Source organism: Corynebacterium sp. LaCa_282, assembly GCF_057198125.1.
The window spans coordinates 866938-887674 of record NZ_CP191095.1 but is presented as its reverse complement, the minus strand read 5'-3'; the positions used below and the strand labels follow the sequence as shown (position 1 = coordinate 887674).

At 60.1% G+C, this 20737-nt stretch carries 17 protein-coding genes; 2 read left to right on the top strand and 15 right to left on the bottom strand.

Translation table 11 applies throughout. The annotated features are described in order from the left end of the window. Position 1 precedes the first annotated feature (1 nt). From ACP8KU_RS04120 to ACP8KU_RS04065, 12 genes are all read right to left on the bottom strand, one after another. On the bottom strand, positions 2–292 hold the full coding sequence (locus ACP8KU_RS04120) for a cation:proton antiporter (RefSeq protein ID WP_005278611.1): 291 nt from the start codon (positions 290–292) through the stop codon (positions 2–4). After that, positions 289–822: a monovalent cation/H+ antiporter subunit E gene (locus ACP8KU_RS04115; RefSeq protein WP_005278609.1), complete on the bottom strand. Its 534-nt coding sequence runs from the start codon at positions 820–822 to the stop codon at positions 289–291. Before ACP8KU_RS04115 ends, ACP8KU_RS04120 begins: the two co-directional genes overlap by 4 nt. Then, positions 823–2364 carry a monovalent cation/H+ antiporter subunit D family protein gene (locus ACP8KU_RS04110; protein WP_284830870.1) on the bottom strand — a complete coding sequence of 514 codons (1542 nt, stop codon included), beginning with the start codon at positions 2362–2364 and terminating at the stop codon, positions 823–825. Then, positions 2364–2840 (bottom strand): sodium:proton antiporter, encoded by a 477-nt coding sequence (locus ACP8KU_RS04105; RefSeq protein WP_005278605.1) that lies wholly within the window; start codon positions 2838–2840, stop codon positions 2364–2366. Before ACP8KU_RS04105 ends, ACP8KU_RS04110 begins: the two co-directional genes overlap by 1 nt. Continuing rightward, positions 2840–5821 carry a DUF4040 family protein gene (locus ACP8KU_RS04100; protein WP_484484024.1) on the bottom strand — a complete coding sequence of 994 codons (2982 nt, stop codon included), beginning with the start codon at positions 5819–5821 and terminating at the stop codon, positions 2840–2842. Before ACP8KU_RS04100 ends, ACP8KU_RS04105 begins: the two co-directional genes overlap by 1 nt. 248 nt (positions 5822–6069) lie before the next feature. After that, positions 6070–8184: a signal recognition particle-docking protein FtsY gene (ftsY, locus tag ACP8KU_RS04095; protein WP_284643122.1), complete on the bottom strand. Its 2115-nt coding sequence runs from the start codon at positions 8182–8184 to the stop codon at positions 6070–6072. A gap of 54 nt (positions 8185–8238) precedes the next feature. Further along, positions 8239–11769, bottom strand: a complete 3531-nt coding sequence (gene smc / locus ACP8KU_RS04090) for a chromosome segregation protein SMC (protein WP_484484023.1) — start codon at positions 11767–11769, stop codon at positions 8239–8241. Between the two features lie 57 nt (positions 11770–11826). Beyond that, on the bottom strand, positions 11827–12105 hold the full coding sequence (locus tag ACP8KU_RS04085; RefSeq protein WP_484484022.1) for an acylphosphatase: 279 nt from the start codon (positions 12103–12105) through the stop codon (positions 11827–11829). Positions 12106–12123: 18 nt separating this feature from the next. Then, positions 12124–13626, bottom strand: a complete 1503-nt coding sequence (locus tag ACP8KU_RS04080; RefSeq protein ID WP_484484021.1) for an alanine/glycine:cation symporter family protein — start codon at positions 13624–13626, stop codon at positions 12124–12126. A 53-nt stretch (positions 13627–13679) separates the two neighbouring features. After that, positions 13680–14495 (bottom strand): bifunctional DNA-formamidopyrimidine glycosylase/DNA-(apurinic or apyrimidinic site) lyase, encoded by an 816-nt coding sequence (gene mutM, locus ACP8KU_RS04075; protein WP_484484020.1) that lies wholly within the window; start codon positions 14493–14495, stop codon positions 13680–13682. Between the two features lie 3 nt (positions 14496–14498). Beyond that, the gene (gene rnc / locus ACP8KU_RS04070; protein WP_005283703.1) at positions 14499–15269 is read right to left on the bottom strand and encodes a ribonuclease III; all 771 of its coding nucleotides are present in this window, start codon (positions 15267–15269) and stop codon (positions 14499–14501) included. Then, positions 15266–15814 carry a YceD family protein gene (locus ACP8KU_RS04065; protein WP_126319333.1) on the bottom strand — a complete coding sequence of 183 codons (549 nt, stop codon included), beginning with the start codon at positions 15812–15814 and terminating at the stop codon, positions 15266–15268. The genes rnc and ACP8KU_RS04065 overlap by 4 nt, the downstream gene beginning before the upstream one ends. A gap of 150 nt (positions 15815–15964) precedes the next feature. Here ACP8KU_RS04065 and ACP8KU_RS04060 point away from each other — a divergent pair, with 150 nt between their 5' ends. Then, a complete protein-coding gene (locus ACP8KU_RS04060; protein WP_284622827.1) occupies positions 15965–16579 on the top strand; it encodes a hypothetical protein in 615 nt (204 codons plus the stop codon). Positions 16580–16681: 102 nt separating this feature from the next. Here ACP8KU_RS04060 and ACP8KU_RS04055 read toward each other — a convergent pair whose 3' ends face one another. Together ACP8KU_RS04055 and gdhA are read right to left on the bottom strand one after the other, a co-directional pair. Beyond that, positions 16682–17449 carry an SPFH domain-containing protein gene (locus ACP8KU_RS04055; protein WP_284630957.1) on the bottom strand — a complete coding sequence of 256 codons (768 nt, stop codon included), beginning with the start codon at positions 17447–17449 and terminating at the stop codon, positions 16682–16684. A gap of 240 nt (positions 17450–17689) precedes the next feature. Next, a complete protein-coding gene (gene gdhA / locus ACP8KU_RS04050) occupies positions 17690–19036 on the bottom strand; it encodes an NADP-specific glutamate dehydrogenase (protein WP_023022958.1) in 1347 nt (448 codons plus the stop codon). A 201-nt stretch (positions 19037–19237) separates the two neighbouring features. Between gdhA and ACP8KU_RS04045 the strand changes: the two genes are divergently transcribed. Next, positions 19238–20323: a glycerate kinase family protein gene (locus ACP8KU_RS04045; protein ID WP_302520379.1), complete on the top strand. Its 1086-nt coding sequence runs from the start codon at positions 19238–19240 to the stop codon at positions 20321–20323. Here ACP8KU_RS04045 and ACP8KU_RS04040 read toward each other — a convergent pair. Next, positions 20320–20718 carry a hypothetical protein gene (locus ACP8KU_RS04040; protein WP_005278570.1) on the bottom strand — a complete coding sequence of 133 codons (399 nt, stop codon included), beginning with the start codon at positions 20716–20718 and terminating at the stop codon, positions 20320–20322. The two genes, ACP8KU_RS04045 and ACP8KU_RS04040, sit on opposite strands and share 4 nt — an antisense overlap. Between the last annotated feature and the right edge of the window lie 19 nt (positions 20719–20737).

Below are 20737 nucleotides of genomic sequence, written 5' to 3'. Positions count from 1 at the left end.
CTTATCGCCGACCTTTCGAAATAATGCGGGCCATAGACAAGGTCGGCAAAATACCGGCCGCGATGGCGCCAATCAGGGCAATGTCATAGGCCAGTGGGGCATTGTTGATCATTGACCAACCGAGGTACATGCAGATCATGCCGTAAAAGACGATGTCTGACATCACCGCGCGGGTGAGCTCATCGCGAGTGCGCAGCGCCAATAGCACCCCGCACCAGGCGGCCCCGCCCATGATGAACACGCACACCAGTACAACCCAACCGAATGGGGACAATGTTGCAAAATCAATCATCGGTCGGTCTCCTTCCTGCGTTGAATTTTCCGGGCGAGGTGCTTGGGCTTTTCGACGTCCGCCTGGCTCTCCGAAAGCGGAGTGTCCTCCGCCCGCGCGAGATCCGGCGAGCGCATATAGCGGCCCAGGGTATCCAAGGGGAATTCGTAGAAAGCCTCATCGAGCTCCGTCGTATCCCCTTGCCCAGGAACGCCATAGTCGATGCTCTTAACGCGCGGTGCCAAGTGCTCTTCCATATCGGCCAAGTCAGCCACGATCGCCGCAGGATCGGAACCCTGTACCGCTTGTACTAGCACGATGCGGGGCAAGCCCTTGCGCGGTGGTTCGCGCAGTCCCAAAGACAGCGTGCCTGGGGTAGCGGTAATGGAAGAGGTGAACCAGAAAATCTCCCAGGCGCTGGTAACGCGCAGTGGGTACCGGATGATCACCGGGTGGTATTCGTTATCGGGCTTAAATGCTGACATCGCCAGGGTGAACCCAGCAACGAAAATCTCCTTGATGAGCCAGAGTGCATAAGCTACGGCATGCATTTATCGGCCCTCCTGAATGTCATTGATATTAGGTAGTGCGGCTGAGTCATCGCCCAAGATGGTGTCAGTATAAGCCGTCGTGTCCAGCAGTTGTTCGGCTGCGGTTTCCACCGCATCAATAACCACGCCGGAGAAAATGAACATGCCCAGCGAGACCAAGATGAGCGCTGCGGAAGGCGCCATCAGCTTCTTGCGGATGATGAGCTCATCGGGAACCTTGTCCGAGGGCAGATCGTGTCCCCAGAAGGCTTCGCGCCAGACGCGCAACATCGCCAAGAATGCCGCGAAGGAGGCGATGATGATGGCGGCAATCGCAATCCAGGCCCAAGCGCCGCCATTGCGGGCAACCTCGAAGACGATCATGAGCTTGCCCCACATGCCGGAGAATGGCGGGAAGCCCACCACAGAGAAGGCACCGGCGGCAAAAATCCAGGCGATAATGGTATCGCGGCGCGCGAGGCCGGATAGCTTGGTCAAATCACCCGTACCGTAGGTTTCCTCGATAGCACCGGACGCCAGGATCAACGAGCCAACGGTCACCATGTGGTGAATCGTGTACATGATACCGGCGGCCAGAGCGCGGCTTGGGTCTTCCGAGGTAAAGGCCAGCATCACCAAGATGAACGGCATACCGTTGAGCATCTGGTAACCCAGCACGCGGCGAATGGTCTTTTCGGTCAGACCACCAAAGGCGCCGATCATCATCGAGATCAGCATGAGGACGATGATGAGTACGTTCCACCGCTGCTCGAGATCGAAAAGCTGCACGTACAGCCGGTAGAGCATGTAGACGGCGACCTTCGTGTGCAGGCCGGAGAAAAGGCCCATCACCGCGGCCGACGTGCCTGGATAGGTGCGCGGCAGCCAAGACTGCACCGGGAAGACACCGGCCTTGGCGGTAATCGCAATAAGGATAATGCCCGCGGCGACGGTCACCGGGCCGTTGCCGGCGGCGGCTCCCTGCAAGGCAGCCAGGTTGACCGAGCCGGTGACAGAATAGATATAGCCGACACCAACCACCAGCAGCGTGGAGGCAAAAAGGTTAACGAGGACGAACGCGCGTCCTGCCGCCAGGCGCGACCACGTGCCCGACATGGTGATAAGGCCGTAGGACGGCAACAGCATGACCTCAATGAACACGAAGAAGTTAAAGAGGTCAGCGGTCAGCAGCGCACCGCATACACCGGTGATAAGAATCAGCGTGAGCGAAGGGTAATAACGGGATTTCGTCTCCCCGCCCACGATGGCGAACCAGTTAGCACCAAAGGCCACGATCATCGTGGTGATGATCATCAGCGCGGAGAAGGCATCCGCAACGAGCGGAATACCCACATTGCCTACGTAGAGGCCCACGGTATGCGCCACTACCCCATTGTTCATGGTGTAGATCAACAGTCCCAGGCCGGCGAAGACACCGACTCCGGGGATGATGAGCATGATCGCATCGCGGACGGCGCGCCACGGCGCCAGCAAGGCAAGAGCCGCGGCAATGAGCGGAATGCCCGGGAAAAGCGGAAGAAGTTGGGCTACAACATCAGCCATTATTTTTCATCCTCCTTCTTCCTATTTACCCCGCGCTCAGCCACGGGGGTGTCGTGGTCTACCCGGCCAATGCGATCGAGCTCATTCGCGGATTCTTCCAAGATCGCACGGTTCTGGGCATCGCGGCCCAAGGTAGAAAATGCGTGGTCAATGGTGTTGTCATCGACGGGTTCTACAACATCGGTGTCATCGTTTTTGCCCATCGCAGCCATGGTCAACAGGATGGTCGAGGTTGCCATGGAGATAACAACGGCCGTCAGCACGAATGCCTGCGGTAGCGGGTCGGCCATCTGATCGTGGGGCACCTCTGAGGGAAATGCTTCGCCTCGGTAGGAGTACACGCCAGTGGCCAACAAGGTCAGGTTGGCACCGTGGCCGAATGCCATCATGCCCAACACAATGCGGACCAGGCCACGTTGCTGAATGAGGTAGACGGCGCCACCGATGAGGATGGCGATAGTTAACGCGAGAATCATTACTTCTCCCCTCCTCGGTTGGCGTTAGAACGGCGACGTTGCTTTGTCTTTGTCTTTGCCTCTTTGGGGCTGAGCAAAGCGAGCGGATCCGTCGACGGGTTGATTGGGTCAGGATACGGATCGTCCGCATCCTCAACGGCAATGCGCGGCGTGGCCGGCAGGGCCGAGTCATCGTCATGAATCCACGGCAGGAAGTCCCGCTCAGTACCCGGCCTGAGGTAGCCGCCCAAGGCGTTGATGGCCATCGTGAGCATGCCCAACACGGCCAGGTAAATACCGAGGTCGAAGATGAGGGACGTCGTCCAGTGCTGGCCAAAGGCTTCGCCGTGCAGGGCGGTGAGGAAACCACCATTGCCAAAGCCGTCGTGCCAGTAACCAATAAAGCCTGCCAATAGCGCCGTAATGATGCCAATGCCGGTCAGATGCACTGGGGTCATCCGGCCAAAGACGATTTCATCGGAACCGCGGGACAGATAAGTCAGGCCAATGGCCGCACCCATAATCAGCGCCGCGGGGAATCCGCCGCCGGAGGCATTGTGTCCGCGGAAGAAGACGATGACGGACATGATGATGAGCAAAGGAATGACAATATTGATCCCCTTGCGCAGCGGCACGGAGTTCAGCTGCGATTGACCGAATGGCGCCGGGCGCGTACCCGAGCTGAACGGGAAGCGCGGCAGCGTCGTAGTAATGGCTGCAATAACGACGGCGGCCATGCCCAGCACGGACAGCTCGCCCAAGGTATCGAGTGCACGGAATTCCACGATGATGGTGGCCACGACGTTATCGCCACCCGTGATATCCGGTGCCTCGTCTAGGTACCACAGCGCCAAGTCCGAGCGTTCGTGGCGGCCCATCAGGCCCCACACGCCGAGGAAGGCAGCGATACCGGCCAATACGGCGATAACGATGGAGCCTACCCTGCGGGATTTATCAGTAACCGGCTGGAAGGTCTCCGGCAGGTAACGCAGCACCATCATCATGACGACCACGGACAGGGCTTCCACCATGAACTGGGTCAGCGCAACGTCCGGTGCGCCCAAGAGGAACATCTGCAAGGTAACGCCCGTACCTGCGATGCCGATCATGACGGCACCGGTGAGGCGGTTCTTGGTGCGTACCAGCCCGAATACGGACAAGGCAATGATGCCCAACGGCAGCAGGTCCCATGGGTTATCGAGGCCATCGACGCGCGGTTGTAGCGGTACGCCGTCGACTCCCTCACCAAACAAGGTAGTCCCCGCCAGGACGATAATCACGATGACGATCGGCAGGATGTGACGGGACGGGTTGTGGGAATCGGACATCTTGCCCAATACCTGGCCGAGCTTGGCGCAGCCATCTTGCAGGCTTTGCAGGAGCTCGTTGCCGCTGCGCGGCATGAAGTTGCGTCCCTCGAAGGCCGGCCACATCTTCTTGCGGGCAAAGAGACCGGCAATACCGGCCACCAGCACGAGAATCGAAATGATGAATGGAACGTTGATTCCATGCCATACCGCAAGGTGAGAATGCGTTTCCATGCCCACGGCGCCAACGGCATGTTCCAAAGGCTCATCGAAAATACCCAGGACGAAGACGAGCGGCAGGGACATAAAGCCCGGCAGCGCCGCGGGAAGCCACAGGGCAACTGGGGCTTCGTGGACATCGTCCATAGAGCGCGGCCCATCGAAGAATGCACCGAAGACGATCTTTGCCGAGTAGGTGAAGGTAAAGAAGGCACCGATACCTGCCACGGCAAGCAGGATTGCTTGGCCTGCGCCGCCAATGGGGGCGTCCTCAAAGGCGGTGAGCATTCCTTCCTTGGACACGAAGCCCAACAGCGGAGGAACCGCAGCCATGGAGGCGGCGCCGATGACGACAGAGCCAAACGTCCACGGCATCTTATTCCACAGCGGGCCAAGGCGACGGATATCGCGCGAACCCGCTTCATGGTCAATGACGCCGATGAGCATGAACAGCGAGGACTTAAAGAGCGCGTGGGCCAAGGTGTGCACCAGTGCTGCCCCAATAGCGAACGGGGTACCGACACCGATGGTGGCCACAATCCAACCCAGGTGAGACACGGTGGAATATGCGGTCAGCTTCTTCAGGTCCGTCTTTTGCACCGCGAATACCGCGGACATAACCGCCGTGCCCATACCGACGACGATGAGCACCCAGTTCCACACCGCGACATCGTAGAAGACCGTGGAGAAGCGAATGAGCAGGTAAATACCCGCCTTGACCACGGCCGCGGCGTGCAGGAACGCCGAGACAGGCGTAGCGGCGGCCATGGCTTCTGGCAGCCAGAAGTGGAATGGGAATTGAGCGGACTTGGTAAAAGCAGAAGCCGCGATGAGCACGGCAACGCTCGCGGTCACACCAGGGCGTTCATCCCATACCGAGGATGCGAGAATCTCAGAAATGGTGGTCGAACCGGTGGTCACTGCGGCGATGCCCAATGCCGTCAATAGCGTAAGGCCACCGATAAAGGTCAGGATTAAGGTGCGCTGCGAACCTGCCTCTCCCCCGGAGCCAGAACGCGCAATGAGCATGAAGGAAGCCAAGGAGACAAGCTCCCAGGCGAGGAATAGGACAACAACGTCATTGGCCAGAACCAGCAACAAGATGGACAGCGTGAACGCCGTCATCAATGTATAAAAGCTCGTATTTCCCTCATTTTTCGGGAGATACGCTGCCGAGTACGTCAGCACGACAGCGCCAATGACAAGAGCCAACATGGCGAAGAAGATGCTCAATGCATCTCCACGCAGAGCGAAACTTACATCAACCCCCGGTGCAATAAAATCGCGTGCCCAGGTGGCTTGGAAACTGAGTTCCTCCCCCGCTGCAATGGCAGAAAAATCCTTAGCAATGAGCACCGCTGCGATGAGAAAGAGGACGGCTAATGGATAGCCCGCCTGTCGGTCCATGACCTTTACGGTCACCGGTGCCAAGATCACTGCCAATGCTGCGAGGAGGACAGCAAAAAGTAGCGTCACGAAATACTTGCCTCACGAACCTTGGTCTTGGAATGGTGCGAATTTCGCACCGAATCACTAAATACAGCCCTACCAGATTACCATTGCTCACCAGCTCAATGCAGATCACAGCAATCCACGGCTCCCCATGCTCGCAGGACATACCTGCAAGGCACATAGGCGCGAAAACTCCCCAGCACCCGCGACTACTTCATTTTATGAGCAGCCAGGTACTGGGGAGTTATCTAAAACGGTTGAGGGAGAAGACCCTATTTCTCACCTAACAAGGCATCGACGAATCCTTCAACTTCGAATGGCGCAAGGTCATCGGCGCCCTCACCCAAGCCCACAAGCTTGACTGGAACGCCCAATTCCTCTTGCACTTGGAAGACGATGCCACCCTTCGCCGTGCCATCCAGCTTGGTGAGCACCACGCCGGAAATATCCACGACCTCGCGGAAAATGCGAGCCTGTGCCAGGCCGTTTTGGCCCACCGTGGCATCGAGAACCAAGAGGACCTCATCAACCTCGGTCTTCTTTTCTACGACGCGCTTGACCTTGCCCAGCTGATCCATCAGGTCCGTCGAGGTGTGCAGGCGGCCGGCCGTATCGACCAAGACGACATCGACCTGCTGTTCCACGCCGGTGGCCACGGCATCAAAGGCCACGGAGGCTGGGTCTGCGCCTTCCTTGCCGCGCACGGTTTCGGCGCCCACGCGGCGTCCCCACGTTTCTAGCTGGTCTGCGGCCGCAGCACGGAACGTATCTGCCGCACCCAACAGGACGCTGTGATCCATCGATACGAGGACGCGGGCAAGCTTACCGGTGGTGGTGGTCTTACCGGTGCCGTTGACGCCTACGACCATGACAATGGCGGGCTTTCCGTCATTGGGCATCGCGCGAATCGAGCGATCCATTTCTGGGTGGCAGGCCTCGATGAGGCATTCACGCAGCATCGCACGCGCCTCTTCCTCGCTCGACACGCCACGCTCAGCGATCTTGTCACGCAAAGAATCGGTGACCTTCATCGTGGACTTGGTGCCCAGATCCGCCATGATGAGGGTATCTTCGATTTCTTCCCAAGCGTCTTCGTCCAGATCGCCGGCGGAGAGGATTCCCATCAGGCCTTGGCCGATGGCGTTCTGGGAACGAGAGAGGCGACCGCGCAGCCGGCCGAGACGGCCTCCTGCCGGAGCGATGTCTTCGGTGGGCTGGCCCGCCGCAGCAGGTTCGCCATCAGGCACAGGGGTTTGTTCCTTGGCGGCTTCTGCAGCATCCGTTTGTGCATCGGCTGCAGCCGCAGCCTCTTCGGCTTCCTCGTGGTTATCGACGCGTTCTTCGATGTGGTCAGCGTCTTTATCATCCACCACCTCGTCAAAGACCGGGGATTCATCCTCTACCTCGGCGGCCTCGACGGATACAACGTCTTCTGGGTCTTTTTCTTCATGGTCCGGCTCGCCGCGGTGGTGGTCGTCCGTACTTTCTGCCGCGGGCTTCTCAGCCGCAGCTGGGGCGGATTGCTCGCTGTCCTTTACTTCTTTATCCTCTACTTCCGCCTTTCCGGAAGCAGGTGCGGAAGCTTGCGCGGAATCCGGCTTGTCAGAATGATCCTTTGCCTCATCTGCGGCGGATTCCTGGCGGTCACCAGAGGCTGCAGAAGCGGCGGAGCCGACTCCCCCAGCTGCGGCCGCAGCGGCAGCGGCCGTACCGGCAGTGCCCTTACCTTCAGTCTTATCCGCCGCAGGCTTATCCGCGGCAGGCTTGGACTCCGCTTCCGAAGTGGAAGCAGACTCGGATTTGGACTCGGACTTAGCCTCATCGCCAGCGACGTCGGCTTTTCCTGTGTCCTTATCCTGCTTGGGTACGTCGCCGTCTTCTGCAGGTTTCTTGGATTCCGCGGGCTCTGCGGACTTCTTCGGCTGCTCGTCAGCTGCAGGTTCTTGGCGCTGCGGTTCTTCCTGCTTGGCCTCCTTTGTGGAGGCAGCGTCCTTATCCTTAGCCGGTTCAGGTCGCTTGGCCGCCGGTGGCTCTTCGCCGTTGAGCTGCGCATTGGCGATATCGGTGGCGCTCGGCTCCGATTGCTCCGATTTCTCCGAGGACTCCGGCTGCTGCTCCTGCTTAGCCTGCTGTGGCTGGGCCTGCTGCGGCTTCTCCTGCGCTACCTTTTCGGGTTCTTTTGAGCCCGCTGGGGCAAAGTTGAAGCCAGACTTGGCCTGGTAATTGCCGGACTTTTGCTCCTGCGTTAGCTGCTTAGGCTCTTCTTCCTTGGGTTTCTCGAAAGAAACCTTCTTGGATTCACCGCGCTTTTTGCCAATTGCAATAAAGACGACAATCAGCACAATGACAACGATTGCTATGCCGATCCATAACCATAAAGAATTCATGCCTCTATAGTGCCAGCCTTTCGGGCTTGCGGCACAAAAGGGAGGCGAAAACTTCTATTCCGTTGACTGCGGCGTACCACCTGAGTGCGGCGCATCAACCCCAAGCCGCGTCGCATCCCGGCTTGCTTGCTCGGCTCCCGGCGCGAGCCCGGCTGGATTCATGCGCTGGGAGATGACCCGGGTGATGCCATCGCCGCGCATGGTCACGCCATAGAGGACATTGGCCACATCCATGGTGGGCTTTTGGTGCGTGATGACGATGAGCTGGGAATCCTTCCGCAATTCCTCAAATAGGGCGATGAGCCGGCGCAGGTTGACATCATCAAGCGCTGCCTCGACCTCATCCATGACGTAGAACGGGCTGGGGCGCGCGCGGAAGATCGCCACGAGCATGGCCAGTGCGGTAAGGGATTTTTCGCCGCCGGAAAGCAGCGATAGGCGCTTGACCTTCTTGCCTGGCGGCCGGGCTTCGACCTCGATGCCGGTGGTGAGCATGTCTTCGGGCTCGGTAAGGATTAACCGGCCCTCCCCACCCGGGAAGAGGGTGTTGAATACCTTGGGAAATTCCGCTTCCACATCCCGCCAGGCATCGGTAAATAGCTGCAGGATTTGCTTATCCACATCCGAAATTACCCCGGCGAGGTCCTGACGGGCTTGGATGACGTCATCGAGCTGCGTGGACAGGTAGCTGTATCGCTCTTCCAGCGCCTTATATTCCTCCAAGGCCAAGGGGTTGACCTTGCCCAGCGAGTTCAGATCCTTTTCAGCCTGCTGCAGCCGCGACTTTTCCGCGCTGCGGTCAAAGTCTTCGCCCGGGGTGAAATCGCGCAGCAGGTCAGCGATGGCGATGCCCAGCTGTTCGGCAATCTTTTTCTCCGCTTCATCCAGGCGCACCTGCGCCTGCGAGCGCGCCAGTTCTGCTTCATGCGCCCGCGCGGTTAGCCGGTCGCTATTTTGGCGTGCGGCCGATACCGCCTGCTTGGCTTGCTGCAATTGGGAATTTAAGGAGTTGCGCTCCTGCAAAAACTCATCGCGCTCGGAGGTGGCGCGACTTAAAAGCTGGTTCGCCCGCGCGGCCAAATCCTGTGCATGCCGTGCCACTGCCGATGCCAATTGCCCCTGCGCCTTGCGGCGGGCCATCGCCTGTTCATGGCGGGCCTTTGCTTGGCGCTCGTGTTGGGCCTGGCGCCGCAAGCTATCGGCCTTGCCGGCAACTTGGCCCACGCGCTCTTGCGCCGATCGGGCCGCGACTTGGGCCTCCATTTCCATGGACTTTACCTCTTCCAGCGCGGCCGAGGCGGCGTCCCTATCGGCGGACGAGGGCTCGTCTGGTTGATCGTCGGCGTCGACGCGGGCGAGCCTATCGCGGGCATCGGCAAGCTCCTGGTTGGCTTTCTGCAGCCGGATCTCGATCTCGGTGGCGCGCTGCGCGGACTTTTCCAGCTCCGCCTTATTTGCCTCGTACTGCTTTTCCAAGCGGCGGTGATCGCGCTTCCAGGCATCGGCTTCGGTATCGTGCTCCCGCAACGCGGCCTTGGCGGACGCGGCCGTCACGCGGGCATCCTCGGCGGCAATCTTTGCCCCCTCCAGGGTGCCGGAAAGCTCATGCAGGGCTTGATTTGCCTGCTCTAGTTCTTCTTCAGCCTCCGCGATGCGGGCGGTGACCTCCACCGTGGACGAGGAGCCGGTGCCGACCTCGACCCAGCCTTCGCCGATGACTACGCCGGACACGGTCACGGCGCGCAGGCGCGGATCGTCGGATACGAGGCGCCGGCCGTGGGCAATATCGGGGACGAGGACGACATCGGCAAGCAGCCTGTGCAATGCCGCCGAAACCTCAGGCTGTACCGTGACGTGATCCAGCAACCAGGAGGTCTGCGGCGGCAGATCGGCATCGACGCGCCACGAGCTTGCAGGCGCTGCCGCCGCCGCATCCAGCAGCGCTGAGCGCGGGCCCTTCTCCAAATCCGCAATCAAGCCCTCGGTCAACTGCCCCGCCTGCGCCTCCGCAAAGGTGCCCAACGCGGCCGCAACCGCCGATTCATAGGTGGTGGAAATATACGCGGCCAATGGCTGGAATTCTTCGCCCACCTCGACCGACTCGGGGATGGTCTGGGATAGCGTATCGATGCGGGACCGCAGCGTATAGACACTGCGCTCGCGCTCGCGCTGGGCATCGCGGAGCTGATCCAAGCGCTTATCGGCAGCACCGGACTCGCTGGCAGCCCGCGTATGCGCCTCCTCCAAAGGCTGGCGCTCCGCGGCATAATTATCCAGCTTCTGCGCTACCTCAGCAGCTTCTGCCTGCGCATTCTGGGTGCGCCGCTGCAGCGAAGCCACGGCCTCTTCCTGCCGCGCCAACTCCTCTTCCGCGCTGGCTACCTGCCCCGCCGCCTTTTCCTCGGCGGCAAAAAGGCGCACCACGCCCTCGCGGCGATCCGCAATGGCACGCACCTGTGCCATATGTTCGTGCTCGGCGGCCTCGAATGCTTGCCGACGCTCCGCCACTTCCTCCCGGATGCTTTCTAACCGCTCCGCGGCTTCTTCCGCCGCTACCACGAGCTCCTCGTGCTCCTCGTCCGCGCGCGCCGCCTTGGCCTCTAAATCATCCGGATCCTGGCCGGCATAGGCGACCTGGGACCCGGCGTTATCCGCCCGCTCCTCTGCGATGCGCTGGGTCGCCGCAATGCGCTCGGACAAGGTGGAGAGATCAAACCACAACTTCTGGGCGGATTCTGCCTGCGGATTGACCTCCTCTAGCTGGGTTTCCAGCTCCATTTGGTGCTCGGTCGCCTCTTCGAGCTGCGCCGTGGTCTCTTCCACCTGGGTGGATAGGGCCGTCGCGGTCTGCCCGGCAGCGGAAAGCTTTTGCCGCAGGCCGACGATGCGATCTCCGGCCAGGCGCAGGCGCGCATCGCGCACATCCGCCTGCACTGTTGCCGCGCGCTGGGCGGCTTCTGCCTGCCGCGCCAAGGGCTTGAGCTGTTTTCCCAGCTCATCGGTCAAATCCTGCAGGCGGTCCAAATTGGCCTGCATGCCCGTCAGCTTGCGCTGGGCCTTTTCTTTGCGGCGGCGGTGTTTGAGGACGCCTGCAGCCTCCTCGATATAGGAGCGGCGATCCTCGGGGCGCGATTCCAGGATTTCAGAAAGCTTGCCCTGCCCCACGATGATGTGCATTTCCCGGCCAATGCCGGAATCAGAAAGCAGCTCCTGGATATCCATCAACCGGGCCTTTGCCCCGTTGATTTCGTATTCGCTCGCGCCATCGCGGAACATACGGCGGGTAACGGATACCTCGGAGTACTCGATGGGCAGCGCACCATCGGCATTATCGATGGTGAGCGTGACCTCGGCCCTGCCCAATTGCTTGCGGTCGCCTGCCCCGGCGAAGATGACGTCTTGCATCTTGCCGCCGCGCAGGGTCTTCGCGCTGGCCTCTCCCATGACCCAGGCAAGGGCATCGACAACGTTGGATTTGCCGGAACCGTTCGGGCCGACAACAGCGCAAATCCCAGGCTCAAATTTGAGAGACGTCGCCGACGCGAATGACTTAAAGCCTTTGAGCGTCAGCGATTTCAGGTGCATTTGGGATAGTGTAGCAAGCCTTTAAGACACGAGCTGCAGCAAGCATTGGGTTGGCTATTAGCGCTCAACAAAGCCGCTTTCGCCCTTTGCGTCCGCCCACTGCTCGACCACAACTTCGACGCTGCCAGGACGGCGGGTGGTACTCGGTTCCTCTTTCAACAATTCCAAGAGCTTCTCGCACTGCGTGCGTGGACCCTCTGCAACAACTTGCACGCGGCCGTCTGCCAGGTTGGTCGCATGCCCAGAAAGGCCTAATTCCAGTGCGCGCGACCGCGTCCACCAGCGAAAGCCCACACCCTGCACGGTACCGTGCACAAAAGCCGTCATTCTTTCCATGTCACTGCACCTTCCTTATTAGTAGCGATCGGCCTCGCCGCGATCGCGCAAGATTTTGCGGTCCGCATCGCTGCGGCGGGTCACGGGGTCAGAACCGTCCCAGCACTCCACACCGGGGACATCGGGAAGCATATCGCGGTGGAAGACCGGATCGATGCCCTTACTGCGCTGCTCGTTGAAGTTCTTTAACAATTGAATGGCCACGCCGGATAGCGGAACAATGGCGATGATATTCAGGATCACCATCGTCGCCGCACCGGTATCCGCCAGGGCGAAGACCAATGGCAGGGAGCCTACTGCGCCGAACCAGACGAAGAACAGCACCACAAGGCGGAAGGTATTGAGCACCGTTTTATTGGTGGTGAGGTATTCCAGGTTGGCCTCTGCCAAGTAGTAATTGCCCAAGATGGAAGAAAAGGCCAGGAAGAACAAGATGAAGCTGACGAAGTGAATGCCCCAGTGGCCAACCTCGGCGGACAAGGCCGCCTGGGTAAGGGAAACGCCCTCGGCCTCTTCGCCGTAGGCCACCTCCGGGCCGAGCAAGATCAGGAAGGCGGTAATGGTACAGACCACGATGGTGTCGAAGTACACGCCCAAGGTCTGCACCAGACCCTGCTTGACCGGGTGGGAAACGGTGGCCGTCGCCGCCGCGTTAGGAGCAGAACCCTCGCCGGCCTCATTGGAAAACAGGCCGCGCTGGATGCCCTTCATCATCGCGGCGCCGATGCCCGCGCCGGCGATTTCCTTAAAGCCGAGCGCGTGGCCGATGATATCGCCCAGCATGCCCGGGACCTTGTCAAAGTTCGTAATGACCACGAAGCCGCCGATGAGCAGGTACGCCAGGGCCATAAACGGAACGACCACCTGGGTGATATTGGCAATGCGCTTTACGCCGCCAAAAATGATGAGGCCCGCGGCAATCGCGATGATGATGCCAATGATGGAGCCAAAGGTGGCATCGTCTTCGCGGCCGAAGGAAAAGGCCACGGCCTCTGCGATGGCGTTGGTCTGGAAGGAGTTATAGACCAAGCCGAAGGTAAAGACGATGGCGATAGAGAAAAGAACGCCGAGCGGGCCCCAGCCCAGCCCGCGCTTCATGTAGTAGGCCGGCCCGCCGCGGTACGTATCGCCATTGCGGACCTTCCACAGCTGCGCCAGGGTGGATTCCACAAAGGCGGTAGCGCCGCCGAGGAGGGCGATGATCCACATCCAGAAGACGGCGCCAGGACCACCCAGCGAAATGGCCACCGCGACGCCGGCCACGTTGCCGGTGCCCACGCGCGAGGCAGCAGAGATGGTAAATGCCTTAAATGCGGAGATTCCCCCGCTTCCTGCGCCCTCATCCTCATCGTCGGTTTTGGGGCGCTCGACCACGGCGCGCAGCATATCGGGCACCTTGCGAATCTGCACCACTGCGGTGCGCGCACCGAATAGAAGGCCCGCTCCAATGAGTAGCCAGGGCAGGATGTATGTCCACACGCCATCGTTAAATGTCGTGACGACATTTTCGAGAAATTCCATGCGGATTAATTTACTGCCTGAAGGTCTACAACGTGAACCTCACAGGTAAAGCACTATTGGCAATGGGGGCAATAATGGCTCGAGCGGCCCCCGATGATGGAGCGCGCAATGGGCGTGCCGCAGCGGGAACATGGCTGGCCAGCGCGGCCATAGGCCGCAAGCGAGCGCGCAAAATAGCCCGATTCACCATTGACGTTGACGTACAAAGAATCAAAGCTCGTTCCCCCCGCTTTGAGGGCGGCAGACATCACGGTCTGCGCCGCGGCCAATAGCGCCACGGCGTCTTTTTGCCGCAGGGCTGAAGCCTTCTTGCGCGGCGAAATGCACGCCGCCCACAGCGCTTCATCGGCGTAGATATTGCCAATGCCAGATACCAGCGTTTGATCCAACAGCGCCGTCTTTACCGCGGTTTTCTTCTGCCGCAGGCGGCGCGCAGCGCTGGCGATATCAAAATCGGGTTCCAGGGGATCTAAACCGATATGCGAGATCGTGGACCACGGCGCATATAGCCAGTATCCAAAGGTGCGCTGATCCACGAAGTGCAGCTCGGTGGCATCGCTAAGTACTACCGTGATGCGGCGGTGCGGGGAATCAGTGTGGCCGATGCGCAGCTGCCCCGACATGCCTAAGTGAATAAAAAGCACGTCGCGGTGGCTATCCATCGGGTCCTCCCCCACGAATTCCAGCCACATGAATTTGCCGCGGCGGGCCACCGCGGCGATTTCCTTGCCCACGACAAGGCCCGCCAGCGGTTCATCTTGGCCGCGGTTCGCCCGCGGGTGCGCAATGTCTACCGATGTAATTTCTTTACCCACGACGTAGGTTTCCACCCCGCGGCGCACCGATTCCACTTCGGGCAGTTCTGGCATTATTTAGCCTTCTTTATGAGCGGTCCCTTGCACCAGCAACGGGGTTTCGCGCAGGGTTTGGCATGCTTCTTGCGCGGCCTGCTGCTCCGCTAATTTCTTATTGTGCCCCTGCCCATTTCCCACGCTCAGCCCAGCGACGGTGGCAACCGCGCTGAAGGTTTGATCGTGTTCTGGGCCGGTGGCGGTAGCCGAATAGACCGGCATCGGTGCCTTTAGCTCAGCGCACAGCTCTTGCAAGGTGGTCTTCCAGTCCAAGTGGCGCCCGCTGACAGAGGCATTATCGATCTTTTCCGCGAAGAGGCGCAGGATGACATCGCGGGCGGTTTCAAAGCCGTGCTCGCGGTAAATGGCGCCGAAAATCGCCTCGGTGGTATCCGCAAGGATGGAATCCTTATCGCGCCCACCGGTGGACTGCTCGCCCTTGCCCAATAAGATATGCGGGCCCAGGTTAATCTCACGCGCGATATCGGAAAGCCCATAGCGCGAGACAATGGACGCGCGCATCTTAGAGATATCGGATTCCGGGCGCGATGGATACGTCACGTATAGCTTCGCGGCCACCGAGAGCCCCAAGACGGCATCGCCCAAGAACTCGAGGCGCTCATTATTGGGCAGGTGCCCGTTTTCATTGGCAAAGGAACGGTGCGTAAGCGCCAAGCGCAGGTTTTCCGGCTCCAAGGCAACGCCGAGCGATTCCAAGAGCGGGCTGTGGTCCACCGCCGCAAAGGCGGCCTCCCATGCCTCGTGCCCGGTTAGCTTCTTCTTGCGGCTCATAGGAACTTCTCCAGACCTGCCCAGCGCGGGTCTACCTTCTCCTCTTCCTCTTCTTCCCCAGAAATTCCGGTGGTCACACCCTCTGGGGTCTGAATATCGCAACCGTCTTCGCAGACGGGGGCGAACGGGAGGTTCAGGCCTGCTTCATCGATGACCGCCTGGAGCAGATCCAGCTCATCGTCTTCGATTTCCGGGATTTCATCGCCCGAACCGGCATCATCAGAATCGGCGTCATCGCCGCTGACAAAAGATTCATCGGCGGCAAAGACCTGGGTCACGTGCAAATCCAGCTGTGGGTGGAGCTCTTTTAAGCAGCGCGCACACTCGCCCGTGAGAACGCCCGAGATATCCGCATCAACCAGAACGCCTGACCCCAGCGGGGTCAGGGTCGCGGCAACGGTGAGATCTTCACCCTTAGGGATGGCGATCATTTCCACGCCAATCCTTTCCGGTGCAGGCCCCGTCTGGGTGCGTTGTTCCGGCATTGCGTCAGCGCCTTGGGCGTTTAATAATTCGCCCACATCGAACTTCAATGGAGATGTCATAACAGTTGGTAGTCTACCCTGCCTCGCAAACTCCGCGTAGTTGCTGACACGGCCGCTTTTTCTGGCAAGAAACTGAAGGTTTGGGCATAAAGCGCTATGGCTTGCCGGTTTTCCCTTTCCTGCAGGCCGCAGCCGCCTTAGCCTAAAGGCATGACTTACCACTTGGCCGCGACCTCAGGAGATTTGAGCGCTATCGCTCCTAGATTCGGAGTGTTGTGCTGCCTTCCCGCCACCTTCTTGGTCATCTCTGGGACAGTCCTCCATCGCCTACCCAAGGCCGACCACTCTGGCATCTACGGCGACAGGGGCCTGCGCCTTTCCTCCGCCCTCATCCTCAGCTTGTGCGCGGGGCTTATCGCCGGCGCGATTTTGGTCATCCCTTCCGGACTCGACCTCACAGTACTTACCGGCGCCCTAGTGTTTTCCGCCAGCGCCGCCGCCATCACGTGGCTTTCGCGCGAAGCCCTTGCCTGCGCGCTGCTTAGCGTCGGCACCATGTTCCTTACCGCAGGCGCGGTCATTAGCCTCAGCGCGATGTTCTTCCCTCAAGACTTTATGAGCGGCTCGATGACCTCGCTCTCGTCCTACTTCACCACGGCCTTGGTCACCTTCCTCTTCCCCGGCCTAGTCAGCGCGGGAATCGTGGCCTTCGTGGCGGTCCAGAGCCAGCGCCCTCACCCCACTGCACATGCTGTTGAGGCCACGCTTGCCGATGCCCCCTCCTCCCCCACGCCGCACCACTCCAACTCGCGCAGCTCGGTCTAGACTCCCACAGGCACAATAAGTCCTGCTACACGGTGCCGCGATTTTCGCGATGTACCCCGTGCAGCAGGACTTTTTAAGCGTCGTGCCTTGTAGTTTAAGCGTTTAGCGCTCGGTATAACGGCGCTCGTAACCGTCATCGTCGCCATAGCGCGGGGCGCTAGCACCACCGCGAGAGGAACCAGCGTTGGTGGACGGCAGGTAGTCGCCGCCGCGAGAGCGCACGCCGGCCCCACCGCGCAGGGCGGAACGATCGGAGTTTACGGTGCGCAGCAGGCCGCTGAGGGAGCTTTCAAATTCGCTGAGCTTGCTATCTACAAAGTCGTCGCACTCCGTGCGCAGCCGGTTGGATTCGGTGTATGCGGTCTCCACGATCCGGTTGGCTTCTTCGTTGGCGCGGCGGACAACTTCAGATTCGGAAACCAAACGCTCTTGTTCCTGGCGGCCCTCAGCCACCGAGCGCTCGTATTCCTCGTTGGCCTGAGCAATGGTGCGGTCTGCATCTGCGCGGGCTTGCTCAACGGTGGACTGGGCGCGCGCCTCGGCATCAGCCATCAGCCGCTGGGCATGTTCTTCTGCCTGCGCGACCGTGGTATCGGCCTCTTGACGCGCCTGGTTCACCATATCGGTGGCCTGCGCATTCGCCTCATTAATGGTGTTATCCGCACGCTCTTCGGCGCCGCGGATAATCTCGTCTTGCTTGTCTAAAACGTCCTGCGCATCGTCGATTTCTACGGGCAGCGCATTGCGCAGGTCATCGAGAAGCGCCAGCATCTCATGGCGGGGGACCAAGCAATTGGAGGTCATGGGAAAGCCAGAAGCCTGCTCCAAATGCTGAACTAATTCATCAAGGGATTCAAAGACACGGTACATGCTGGGAATTCTACAACGCAGCACCCCGCATTGTGTGGAGGGCGCGCCTTGAATCCTCAGGCCGGTGCAACGAGGGCTAATGCTCTCCGAGTTCGATTCGCACCCCGTGTGCGATTAACCCATTTTTCCTCCAGATACCCGCGGCACAGGTGCATGCGGCCGCGGTGCTTTCGCAGCAATGCAGAAACTCCCCACCTCCCCGCGGGTGCGGAGAAATGGGGAGCCGTTGGTTATGGGAGTTTAGATAACGCCCTGTGCCAGCATGGCGTCAGCCACCTTCTTGAAGCCGGCGATATTGGAGCCAGCCACGTAGTCGCCTTCACGGTCGTATTCCTTGGCCGTGTTGTCGATGTTCTTGAAGATGTTGCTCATGATGCCGCGCAGGCGGTCATCGGTGTATTCGAAGGACCAGGAGTCGCGGGATGCGTTCTGCTGCATCTCCAGTGCGGAGGTTGCCACGCCACCGGCGTTGGCAGCCTTGCCGGGTGCGAAGTTGATCTTGGAGTCCTGGAATACGTGCACCGCATCCGGGGTAGACGGCATGTTAGCGCCCTCTGCAACGTAGCGCACGCCGCCCTCGACGAGCTTCTTAGCGGACTCACCGTCGAGCTCGTTCTGGGTTGCACACGGCAGTGCAACATCAGCCTGGACATCCCAGATATTGCCACCCTCGTGGAACTCCACGCCGTTGCCAGCTTCCTTGGCGTAGGTGGAGATGCGCTCACGGCGGACTTCCTTGACATCGCGAAGCAGGTCAACGTCCACGCCATTCGGGGTGGTGATGTAGCCGGAGGAGTCAGACATTGCGACGACGGTAGCACCCAGTTCCTGTGCCTTTGCGGCGGCGTAGATGGCCACGTTACCGGAGCCGGAGACGATGACCTTGGCGCCATCGAAGGACTCGCCGTGGGTCTTCATCATTTCTTCGGTGATGTAGACGGCACCGAAACCGGTGGCCTCGGTACGCACCAAGGAACCGCCCCAGGTCAAGCCCTTACCGGTCAGGACGCCGGACTCGTGCTGGGTGGTCAGGCGGCGGAATTGGCCGAAGAGGAAGCCGATTTCGCGGCCGCCGACGCCGATATCGCCGGCAGGAACGTCGCGGTACTCGCCAATGTGGCGGTGCAGCTCAGTCATAAAGGACTGGCAGAAGCGCATAACTTCCTGTTCGGACTTGCCCTTCGGGTCAAAGTCGGAACCACCCTTACCGCCACCGATGGGCAGGCCGGTCAGGGAGTTTTTGAAGATCTGCTCGAAGCCCAAGAACTTAATAATGCCCAAGTTCACCGAGGGGTGGAAACGCAGGCCGCCCTTATATGGGCCGAGTGCGGAGTTGAACTGCACACGGAAACCGCGGTTGACCTGCACCTCGCCGTTGTCATCAACCCATGGGACACGGAAGATGAGCTGGCGCTCCGGCTCACACAGGCGCTCAACCAGACCGTAGTCTGCGTAGTGTGGGTCCTTATCCAGGACGATCTTGAGCGAATCCAGCACCTCGGACACTGCCTGGTGGAATTCCGGTTCACCGGCGTTGCGCTTGAGTAGCTTGTCGTAGTACTCAGAAATCTGGCTATCAACAGACATAGTGTATAAATCCCATTCTCGTGGAGTTTGACTAGCAGAAACCAGTTTCCTATCAATCTACCGATAATGCAAGTACAGTTATTTCTCACTCCCCCGCTTACCAGCTTTTACCTGGGACAATAAAGTTAAATATTTTCTGTAGAACGTTCGGATTCCTAGCAAAAAGCCGCCGAACGGGTCGCGGGCTTTATAATCGCGGACATGCATATTGTTGTCGCGCCTGACTCTTTTAAAGGTACCGCTTCTGCCACGGAAGCCGCAGCCGGAATCGCCAACGGAATCCGCCAGCACTACCCCAACGCCACCGTCACCACCTTGCCGATGGCCGATGGCGGGGAAGGCACCGCCCAGGTGCTGGCCCAGGCCGCCGCAGCGGGCGGGCAAGAAACCCAGACCATTACCCTTCCCACAACTGATGCGGTGGGGCGTTTGACCGAGGCCCAGTATTTCCTCGCTGGACGCACGGCCTTCATCGACGTCGCCGCCGCCACGGGGCTGCCCGCGGTCCGCGACGCACTCAATCCCCTTCACGCGGATTCTTATGGCACGGGCGTGCTGCTTGCCGATGCCCAATCCCGCGGCGCCACCTCCATCGTACTCGGCCTCGGTGGCACGGCCAGCATCGACGGTGGCATGGGAATCCTTGCTGCCCTCGGCGCTGCCGCCCACGATGCACGCGGCTATGCCCTGCCCAAGGGCGGCGCCCCGCTAGTGCAGCTCGATTCCATCGATACCGCGCAATTAAACATCAAAGCGGGCATGGTTGATTTCACACTCCTGGCCGATACCCGGGCTAAGGCCATGCAGGCTGCCACCATGTACGGGCCACAAAAAGGCGCAGAGGGCGAACAAATAGCCCTGCTTGCCGGGGCACTGCTCCAATTGTGCAAGGTCACCGGCACGGATCCGGAAACGGAATTTACCGGTGCCGCCGGTGGCATTCCCATCGGCCTTACCTGGCTTTCGCGCACCCTGTGGGGCACCGATGAGCACGCCCGCGTCGTCTCTGGCGGGGCACATGTGGCCAAGGCCCTCGGCCTCGCGGAAGCCATTTCTCAGGCGGACCTCGTCATCACCGGCGAAGGCGCCTTTGATGAGCAATCCTTGACCGGCAAGGTCGTCGGCACCGTCGCGGACCTTGCGGCGGAGTCCTCTACCCCCGTCGGCATCGTTGCCGGGGCCATCAACCAGGACACCAAGCACGTCACCGCGGAGCTAGATCAAGAAGGTGGGATGCCGGAGCAGCTGGCTAGGGCTGCCAGGGACATCGTCAAGCAGCTGGGCTAAGGGCGAATCTCGACCGTCCACGGAAAGATGGCCGGGCGCTCATGTGCCAATTCATCTTCCAGCAGCACGTGATCCTTGGGCAATACGGCATGCGGCGTGAGCAAACGCGACAGCACCATGGCCAGCTGGTTCACGGAGCCGGTCGCTCCCGCCACCGCGATGTTATAGCGGTGGGCGTGCGCGCCTTCTAAATCGCGCTCTTCGTGTTCATCGCGGTAATTTTGCTGCAGTTGTTCCTCCAAGCCCTCAGGGAACTGGGGATCTGCCGGGCGAGTAACCTCGGCGGAGGTAAGCGATCCGCCCGCTACCAGCTTATCGGTGGCAGTGGTAAAAATCTCCTCCACGCGGTCCGCTTGCTCATCTGGAACCAATACATCGAATTGAATAGTCGGCATATAGCTGACCCTACCCTAA